The organism is Viscerimonas tarda, assembly GCF_054601255.1.
The window spans coordinates 1-10,298 of sequence record NZ_BAAHWV010000058.1 but is presented as its reverse complement, the minus strand read 5'-3'; the positions used below and the strand labels follow the sequence as shown (position 1 = coordinate 10,298).

The 10,298-nt window shown below is 35.1% G+C and carries 7 protein-coding genes; all 7 read left to right on the top strand.

Annotation, left to right across the window (positions count from 1 at the left end):
* The coding region (locus ACYPWY_RS14840) for a zinc metalloprotease (RefSeq protein ID WP_459686329.1) at window positions 1-1,311 on the top strand (1,311 nt) is incomplete at its 5' end.
* A 19-nt stretch (window positions 1,312-1,330) separates the two neighbouring features.
* Window positions 1,331-2,257 carry a hypothetical protein gene (locus ACYPWY_RS14835; protein ID WP_459686328.1) on the top strand — a complete coding sequence of 309 codons (927 nt, stop codon included), beginning with the start codon at window positions 1,331-1,333 and terminating at the stop codon, window positions 2,255-2,257.
* 56 nt (window positions 2,258-2,313) lie between these two features.
* Window positions 2,314-4,629, top strand: a complete 2,316-nt coding sequence (locus ACYPWY_RS14830; RefSeq protein WP_459686327.1) for a hypothetical protein — start codon at window positions 2,314-2,316, stop codon at window positions 4,627-4,629.
* 1 nt (window position 4,630) lies between these two features.
* Window positions 4,631-5,653, top strand: coding sequence for a hypothetical protein (locus ACYPWY_RS14825; protein WP_459686326.1), 1,023 nt, complete (start codon window positions 4,631-4,633; stop codon window positions 5,651-5,653).
* Between the two features lie 144 nt (window positions 5,654-5,797).
* The gene (locus ACYPWY_RS14820; RefSeq protein WP_459686325.1) at window positions 5,798-8,455 is read left to right on the top strand and encodes a zinc metalloprotease; all 2,658 of its coding nucleotides are present in this window, start codon (window positions 5,798-5,800) and stop codon (window positions 8,453-8,455) included.
* A complete protein-coding gene (locus ACYPWY_RS14815; RefSeq protein WP_459686324.1) occupies window positions 8,433-9,686 on the top strand; it encodes a hypothetical protein in 1,254 nt (417 codons plus the stop codon). The genes ACYPWY_RS14820 and ACYPWY_RS14815 overlap by 23 nt, the downstream gene beginning before the upstream one ends.
* A 220-nt stretch (window positions 9,687-9,906) precedes the next feature.
* Window positions 9,907-10,298: hypothetical protein (locus ACYPWY_RS14810; protein WP_459686323.1), on the top strand; the 392-nt coding region annotated here is incomplete at its 3' end.

Below are 10,298 nucleotides of genomic sequence, written 5' to 3'. Positions count from 1 at the left end.
AGGAATGGTTCTGTATGGAAAGGGGTAACAAGCGCAGACTCGGCAAAAGTTTATTTTACGCCGAATGTTGTGTCGGCCAATATTAATGGCACAGCTATTAGCACAATTTATAACGACAGTTTACGAAGTGATACCTTGCAATGTAAGATTGTGGTAGTAAGTGTGGAATTTGAGGAAGATCCTTCACAGAAGTGGGGATTTGATGAAAATGATACTCCCAAGGAAGATTTATATTCTTCATATAAGAATACATTGCCAATATCTGGCATAAAATGGAAATCTGTTAGAAGTGATGGCAGTTATGATAAACTCCGAATAAAAATATCGCCTATAGGTGCAGAAAAAAGCATTACTTTAATGTTATCAGATTCGACTAATTATGATGTTCGTCCAAAGCTATTGAATGCAAATCAACAAACTATTGAGGTTAAGAGTAATGTTAATGTTGGCGATGCTGCATTATTTGCGAAAGTTAGTTTTTTCCTAAATGATACAATCCAAGTAAAAATCAAAGGTTATGATTTGGTTACCAAAAAAGTGGCGATAATAACAGTTAACGAAAGCAATGACGACATCCAAAACGTCAATTACGGAGATACAACAATGCTGGCAACAACCCCTGTTGTATCATGGGGGAATAATAAATTTTTAGATACTACTCCAAGTGGAGATGATTATGTGATGTATCGTTCCATTGAAAGGGATAGTGTGATTGTAGCAGGGCCTAATAAAATTTGTGATACACAAGCAAATAATACAGATATTATCACGACAATTGTTGCCATCGCCAATATACAAGCCGCATTGACAGATAGATATAAATATGCGGTTGTTGAATTTGTAGTTGATCCTTCTATTTATACTCGGACTATTAATTATGATTTTAATAAAAATGGTATGATAGATATTAGAGTATCGAATACAGCATATTTAGACGAGATGAAAAGAATCGTTGATAGTTGCAAAATTGTAGTACCAAACTTGTACAATTTATTCATTGTAGATTACCCTAATAATTCTAATACCAATGGTATTATGCTGTTTAATCAATCTTTTGGATTCTTTTTTCCCAAAAAAGTTGGAGGATCATCCCCTTCTAATATTAGTGCAACAGCAGCTCATGAAGTTGGTCATGGAACATTTGGGTTACGACATCCTTGGGATAAACAAGAATTACATATTGGTTATCCATATAGGTATGCGCCTACTAGCAATTGGACTCCCAAAGATATAAACAACCTTATGGAATGGGATGGTGGCTGGTCAAGAGATAAGTTACGTAAATATCAATGGGACAAAATAGTTCGTTAATTTTTAAACTATAATTCACATGAAGACATTCTTGTTTTTTTGCCTTATTTTCTTCAACACAGTTTGTTTTGCACAAAGTGCAGATACTTGTTTTACTGAAAGATTTGAACAGGTTATTCAACGAATAATCAAGGACGATTATAGGCCATTCAGTTTAATTCGAGAAATGAATGCGGAAAATTTATCCGATAGTTTAATTCCTTTATTGAAACAATATGAAGCTACGCCAAATCCAACAGTTCAAGATTGCATATATGAAAGTTATTTTGAATATGGGATGCAATCAAAAGATGTTATTTTTAAAAAGGAAATGATATTGTGTTTATTAAATGCTTGTGCATGTGTCGATTCAATAGAGTTATCTTATTCTTGTTCTAAATCTATAGATTTTCTTATGCTGTTTGACAATGATTTATTTGATAAAGAAGTAATAAATATAATAAACGAAAGAACTCAAAGAAATGATAGATATTCTCTTGATTATGCCTATTTATCAAGCAAACTTTATCAAAAACAGATGATACCTATTTTTGAAAGGCAGTTACAAAATACGAAATATAACGAAAACAAGTATAAATTAAATTTAATTCTCGCTCGATTAGGTAGCAAACAAAATATTAATATAGTTAGAGATTCTTTACAAAATATGTACATCGAAGATAGGCTATTGAATGAAAAAGTATTTCTTTATGTTAGACAAAAAGTTATTGTGGAGCTTTTATTTAAAGATTTATATTCTAACCAAAAAGAAACACCTTATTATGAGGGATGGATGGAAGAGCCAGTCGAGGGACTTTGTGCAAATAGAGCATTACATCTTCTAACAATGTTAATTAAAAAATTTCCAATACAACAAAAAGAGGATATATCATATAGCAAAGAAGATTTGGATATAGCAAGAAAATGGGTGAAACAACATAAAAATAAATATGACATAATAGAGTGAAATGAAGATTAATATTTTTCAAATTTAGAGCAGTTAATTAAGTATCTTTTGAGAAAATGAGAAAATATATAAACATAGTATTTTTAGTTGCAAGCGTTTGCTTTTCTATTCAAGCGCAAGGGAATACTGTGTATGTGCAGCATCTTAAAGCCGAACTCAATCATACCTCATTCAACGTCGAAGTCGAAAATCCGGAGAGCGGCTATCATACCGCTTATTCGACTAACGATGCACAAGTTAGATTTCCCGATATTGACTTCGGGAAAACCTACCGGCTGCGGGTGCAGGCCATTTGCAACGGCAACCGGCAGAATCCGGCGCCATTTACCGAATGGAAAAGTCTGACGATACCGGAAAAGCCAAAGGTAGCGGATTATTGTCCCGAATGCGACTGTGGCGGGGAAGTTCAGCCCGTTCCAGTTACCAGCAACACCTTGCGTAATGAGCTGAAAGCAGGTGATTTACTCACCGACCCCTACGATGGTGGCAGCCGGTACACAATTAAATCGGTTATACCGCAGGGCGACGGCGCCTACAAAGGTCGGTTCCTTTTTTGGGCGGAAGTGTGGAACGTAAAAATCCTTTGCGACTATTGGAATTTAACGGTTAATACCGACAACCAGATACTTTCGATGAACTCCAAGAGTGTGTATAATCCGCAGTTTTTGTTGGATGTGGATGCTGCGAGAGAGTATGTGGATGGGTTGGCGGATGATAGCACAGATAAAGAAAATGATGAACTTGATTTTACGCTAGACCCCAATATCCTCGTAAAAGTCCGGTTTATAGACCCCAAAAAAGACGAAATAAATCCCTATTATATTCTGATACTGACAGATGAAGATGGGAATGAACATGAGGTGAAGGTGGGTGAGTTGCCTGTGGTGGTAACTGATGCTGCGGGGAATGAGTATGAGGTGAGAATGGGGGAAGAGGGCGAAGTACAGATTGAGGAGGTAAGCTCTTCTGCCTCTAATGCTTCTGAAAAAGCAATAAAATTCAAAATTAATGCAGATTCTTACGAAGATAATCAAACCTACACAACAATTTATACCAATAAGGGTTTACGAATAGAATTGCATCCGGCAAATGAATCGGATACTATCAATTGGGATAAACTGGATATTTCTGTAAAAAAGAAAAAGACTATTGGCTCTGAAACTTATAGTATTTCTTTACAAAAAGATTCGGTAAGAAATGATACGACAACGACAATCATCCATTATGTTGAAATCTCAATAACCCAATCGGCATTGAATGGAAGCAATGAACTGATTGTGAAAGATAAAGCAACCAATAAAGAAATTGCAAAACTAAAGATAGAAACGTATCATGCTCCCATCGTGAAATTTGATATGGGAAGAAATTATAATGGTTCTTATTTCTTTGATAAAGGGTTTGAGGAACAAGAAATATTAGAAAGTATAACTTACTACGATACGATAAAAGTGGGGAAAGATACCCATTATGTACCAGTATTAGGCATTCCTGTAAAGCAGGAAATTCTGATAAAAGTTGATGTAAAAGACTTTGATAGTAAAATTGAGAAAGATTCTACTTTTCGTGTGGTCATAAAATCAAGAATGGCTGGAATAGTTGCACTTAATGGACAAAATGACTCTATTGTATTAAATCAGATTGCTTTAAACCAATTAAAGTCAACAGGTTTGAGAATTAAATCATTAAAAGCAATTAATGGAAGTATCATAGAGTCTTCGTTCATAGATGTGCTAATACAATCGACAAGAGAGACTATTGGACAATTGGAATATTATTCGGCAGATGCAACACCTAAAGTTATAACCTTGATATATGTAAAGTTCAAAGACGAGTCAAACTATCCAAATTATGTAGAACCAACAACCCTTCAAGATTATCTAAACACTCAATCGTTGAATCAATTATTTGTAAAAAACACCGTTGATTCTATACATGCTGTTGTAAACTTGGATAAATCATATTTTAGTGGTCATAAAGCACAAGTGGACACAATAATGAACACATTAACTGATAAAATATTTAAAGAAAGGATACCTTCTAAATATACAAATAATTTGCATGACTATTACTTTATAACTGGACTGGATATAAATATTTCGACTACAGAAAAGTTAGGAGGAGCACATTATGTTGGATGGATGGGTGGATATAGTGTTAAAAGTTCTTCATCAATTGAAACTAGTGAAGAGATAATAGCCCACGAATTGGGGCATTGGTTAGGATTGCCACATACATTTAATGATAATGATGTGATACCTATTATTAATTCTAAAAAAGGTGGTACCAAAAACAAAGGGGATAATTTTATGGATTATGACCTGCAAAGAAAACGATGGTTTAAGATACAGTTGATTAATCAGAAAAACAGATAAAATGAAACAGAAGCATATTTTAATTACAGTATTATTTACAGTAGCAATAAATGATATAATTGCTCAACGGGTTATTATAACGAATGACTCATTGTTGGTTCATTTTCAACAAGAAGAACCCATTGAAGTGTATGATTATTATCAGAGACGATTTGATGATGCATTAGACTATAAGTCTCTGTATTATGATCAGGAAATGAAAGATTATTTACTAAAATGGCTGGATAAAGGAGTGGGTATAGATAATAAAATCAATGATTTTAAAAGATATTTGCAAGATTTTAGTGAAGAACAGAATAATGCTTTGACAAAAGATTACATTATACGTGTATGCAAATTGAACTATGATTCAATTTGCCCTAATCCCGTATTGTTAAATTTTTATTATAACGAAGCAATATTAAGGGATATAGAAAATTATAAAGATGATTTATTAAGAAATCAAGAGAAAATATTACCTCCAGAAGATGCATTGTATTTACATGCAAGAATCGTTTATCCCGAGTCATATAAAATTATTAAAAATATATGGTATCGCCATAATAAACCTGTGACTTTTAACGATGTAATTTTTAGTTGTTTACTGATGATGAATGATACCGAAACACAAAGCATATTTGATAAGATTATAACAGATGTTGTAAAATCGGGTGGGGAAACAGCGAATTATTCGGCTTACAGTCTATTTATTTTTTTAAATAGGGCAAATAATGCATATTACATAAAAAAATTAGTAGAACTTCTGGATGTTCATAAGAGTTACCAATATATATCAGGAGGAGCTCCTAAGCCTTTAGATGACCTTATCTACGGCACTCTCAAAGATTTGTTTCGTTATCACAAAATAGAAACGACCGCATATGCCATTTCTTATAAGACACCGGAAGATTATATACAACAAATGCGAAAACGCAAGCCTCTTGTGATAGAAGCAGCCGAAAGATTAATTAAGCAACTGAAAGCCGAAGAACAATACTGGATGGTAAATATGCCGTTTGACTATATACCAACTGTTAATGAATAAGTTATAAAATTAAATGCACCGCCTACTCCTCATATTATCCATGTTCCGGTAGTGTATCAGAAATGGCATTATGAATATAATTAATTGATAACCAGTATAAAAATACTAGCTGGCGCGGATTTAAAAAGTACTTTCAATAAAATAATGAGAAAATTCATAAACATAGTATTTTTAGTTGCAAGCGTTTGTTTTTCTATTCAAGCGCAAGGGAATACTGTGTTTGTACATCATCTTAACGCCGAACTCAATCATACCTCATTCAACATCGAAGTAGAAAATCCGGAAAGCGGCTATCATACCGCTTATTCGACTAACGATGCACAAGTTAGATTTCCCGATATTGACTTCGGGAAAACCTACCGGCTGCGGGTGCAGGCCATTTGCAACGGCAACCGGCAGAATCCGGCGCCATTTACCGAATGGAAAAGTCTGACGATACCGGAAAAGCCAAAGGTAGCGGATTATTGTCCGGAATGCGACTGCGGCGGCGAGATACAGCCTGTTCCGGTTACCAGCAACACCTTGCGCGATGAGCTGAAAGCAGGTGATTTACTCACCGACCCCTACGACGGTGGCAGCCGGTACACAATTAAATCGGTTATAGCGCAGGGCGACGGCGCCTACAAAGGTCGGTTCCTTTTTTGGGCGGAAGTGTGGAACGTGAAAATCCTTTGCGACTATTGGAATTTAACGGTTAATACCGATAACCAGATACTTTCTATGAACTCCAAGAGTGTTTATAATCCGCAGTTTTTGTTGGATGTGGATGCTGCGAGAGAGTATGGGGATGGGTTGGCGGATGATAGCACAGATAAAGAAAACGATGAACTTGATTTTACGCTGGACCCCAATATCCCCGTAAAAGTCCGGTTTATAGACCCCCAAAAAGACGAAATAAATCCCTATTATATTCTGATACTGACAGATGAAGATGGGAATGAACATGAGGTGAAGGTGGGTGAGTTGCCTGTGGTGGTAACTGATGCTGCGGGGAATGAGTATGAGGTGAGAATGGGGGAAGAGGGCGAAGTACAGATTGAGGAGATTAATTATAGCAAAACGAAAATAGGAGATGGAGATATAAATGTTTATGTGGCAATAGAAGAAGTTACTGTATATCAGGATAATAAAGGGAATACAAAAAAAGGTAACTATGATAGACTTTATGAAAATAAAGAAACGGTAATTTTACCTCCTGGAGAGTACAAATTTAAAATAGCAAGGGAGTATGTAGAAGTTAAGGAGACTGATAATCAAGACACCGCAGCCGTAAAGAAAATCTGGGGAGATTTACCGATAACGATAAAGCATATAAGTAAGTTATCACTTTTGGATCTTTCTCCAGATAGAGCAAAGTATGTAATGAAAACGGGGGAAAATCACGAAGGGTTCATGACGAAACCGTATTCATGGGACGTTGATGATGTAAAATATTCAGAGCAGAAAGAATTAAAGATACCATTTGAACGAGAGGGAAATTACAGTATGACGATAAAGACCTATACCGTTCCGTTTGAACGTGCAAAAGTTGAAGAACCTGTAGGAGGTTTCGGCGATAAGAAATGTGAAAAGGATGGTTTTATTCAAGTGCTTGGAGTGCCTGATATTGAATTGCAAATCATCATATTAGACCCTGAACCGGTTTATTTTACGAGAGGTGATAATTATAAGGGAGAGTATGGTTTCGATAATTATGAAAAGACAGAACTAAGAACAACTTACGATACTTTAAAAATAAAGAAATCGACAAAAGAATTTATAGAATATGCCATACCGTATATGAGTATTAATACGGATAATCAATATACTATACATGCCTCAACAATGGTCAGTAAGGAGTATTGGGATATGTTGAAGAATATAGAAAAGGACAAAAAGGCTGAAAAACCTGCTGCCTATACTTTTACGGCAACGAGTGGTGTATCGGTCAATGGTGGTCAGGTTTATGAGATTTACACGGAGAATTTGCAGAGTGGGAGGAATAACAAGATAGACCTGCAAATACGGCGGACTAGAGCGGGATCGTATGCCTCACCCGACAGTATTACCGTTTTGGATGTAAACAGAAATGTTGTAGGTAAGCTGGTTGTTTATTGTTCGGATGTTGATAAAAGTGAACAAATCAATTTAATAAAGGTATATTTGGGCGATGATAGAAAATTGAACAACTCCAAATCAGCTCAGGTATTGCTGAACGAAGCGATAGGATTCTTGAATAGCCGTTCTTATAACCAGATGTTTGTGAAGTTTGCTGGTGGCAAGTCAGACGAACTTGTGATACCTGATAGCATTGTTGAAAACTACTTGAAAGAAAGGGAGAGCATACCATTAAACTATATGTTTAATGAAATGGGGGAAATTAAAGATAGAGCAAGGTCTAATATTGAAATAGGATTAATTCATGAGATATTTAGCAGTAGTGAACAATTTAAAAATTGGCAGAGTAAGATGGATAAAACTATAATTGTAATCGTAAACAGGAATATGGAAATGGTTGGTAATTACCGAACATCCGGTTATACCAATCCAAATAGCGGATTCGAAAACTATTGCATAATATTAAACAACGGATCGAACGATTATACTACTTATACTCACGAACTAGGACATCTATTCGGGCTATTACATCCATTTTATGAGACGAACCTAAATGGGAAACCTGTTCCTGTTATAATGAAGGGTACATCCCGTAACTTTATGGATTATTCACCAGTTACGGATATGTTTTGGAAATGGCAATGGGATACGATAAGGAAAAATGTAAAAGAAAAAAAAGAAAATGATGATACTAAAGAAAAATAGCATGAGACGAATCTTTTTCAATGTAGTTATTTTGTTGTTTACAATTAACATCACAGCACAAGAAAAAAAGGATTATATGTTTTTTATTAGTTCTATAGATGAACTAAAAACCAAGTATGCCGTAAAACAATATTTGTATGAATCGGTAGAAGTACCGGAAAAGGATTATTGGAAGTTTTATAATCTTTCTCTCGATGAACAAAATATGGTATTAGACTATGTTATAACGCTTTATGACCAAAAAGAGTATGCTAATTTATATCAATTAGGCAGAAGACTATTATCTAGATTTTATGATAAAAGAAATAATAAAGATATACAAAGTAGAATCATCGAAATACATTTAGATAAAAGATATTATATGTACACGATCAGTTTTTCTTATTGGGGGTATGTTGATAACTATTCAGAAAAAGCAAAACTACGTCTATTAAATATTCTGGAGAATCGAAAAACATCAGAGGATATAGATGCATGGAGAGTTCTTGCAGAGGCAATTGTTAATACTTCACATGGGAAATCCATAGAAATTGATGTAAGAAATATAATGAAGAATGAAAGAATAGAGAATGAAGAAATAGAACAGCTGTTATTAGATAGCATCCTTCAGCAACGAATTGATGAAGAAATACAAGAATATGAAAAATACCCTCCTCTTGGAAATGATGGAGATTTGTATGAAATAGGGAGTTCCGGAGACAAACAATTTATTCCCGCGTTAGAAGCTATCTTAGAAAAAGATTATTATGCGTCCATGTTCGGGCGCTGGAGTGAGTGGGAATGGAATTTTAAAAGAACGAATTTACAGAAGGCTTGCACCTATGCTTTAGCAAAACTGGGCGTTCAAAAATATATAGATGAGATTTTTGAAAATGATGAAGAGATAAATTATCAATATTTAGGGACAAAGGAAGCTTTTCTAAGATGGTTAGAAATAAACTATGTATGGAATGAGGTGAGTTCTTTTAAGGTAGAAGGAGGAATCCCCGATCCTAAAGCATTTGTATTTATTTGCAGAGCAATGAATTACATAGAGAATCTGCCTAGGGGGTTGAGATTGACCATAAAAGATATTGAAGAGTATATAGCTCCATCATCTGAGAAAATCAAAGATTATGACCCATTAAAAGATGGACAGAATAAAGGAATTATAGAAAAAGTATTCAAATTGCATCAATGGATAATGGATAACAAGGAGTATTTGGAATTGCCACCAGCAAAAGATAGATAATGAAAATTGGCTACTCCCTATTCCTATTATAATGAAGGGCACAACTCGTAACTTTATGGATTATTCACCAGTTACGGATATGTTTTGGAAATGGCAGTGGGAGATTGTAAGAGAAAATATTGGGGACGTGTATCAGAAATGGCATTATGAATATAATTAATTGATAACCAGTATAAAAATACTAGCTGGCGCGGATTTAAAAAGTACTTTCAATAAAATAATGAGAAAATTCATAAACATAGTATTTTTAGTTGCAAGCGTTTGCTTTTCTATTCAAATGCAAGGGAATACTGTGTTTGTACATCATCTTAACGCCGAACTCAATCATACCTCATTCAACATCGAAGTAGAAAATCCCGAGAGCGGCTATCATACCGCTTATTCGATTAATGATGCACAGGTTAAGTTCCCTGATATAGATTTTGGGAAAACCTACCGGCTGCGGGTGCAGGCCATTTGCAACGGCAACCGGCAGAATCCGGCGTCATTTACCGAATGGAAAAGTCTGACGATACCGGAAAAGCCAAAGGTAGCGGATTATTGTCCGGAATGCGACTGCGGCGGCGAGATACAGCCTGTTCCGATTACCAGCAACACCTTGCGTAATGAGCT

Coding starts and splice junctions, on each gene's coding strand:
- ACYPWY_RS14825 (WP_459686326.1), top strand. CDS start 4,631: ATGAAACAGAAGCATATTTTAATTACAGTATTATTTACAGTAGCAATA.
- ACYPWY_RS14835 (WP_459686328.1), top strand. CDS start 1,331: ATGAAGACATTCTTGTTTTTTTGCCTTATTTTCTTCAACACAGTTTGT.
- ACYPWY_RS14815 (WP_459686324.1), top strand. CDS start 8,433: ATGATGATACTAAAGAAAAATAGCATGAGACGAATCTTTTTCAATGTA.
- ACYPWY_RS14830 (WP_459686327.1), top strand. CDS start 2,314: ATGAGAAAATATATAAACATAGTATTTTTAGTTGCAAGCGTTTGCTTT.
- ACYPWY_RS14820 (WP_459686325.1), top strand. CDS start 5,798: ATGAGAAAATTCATAAACATAGTATTTTTAGTTGCAAGCGTTTGTTTT.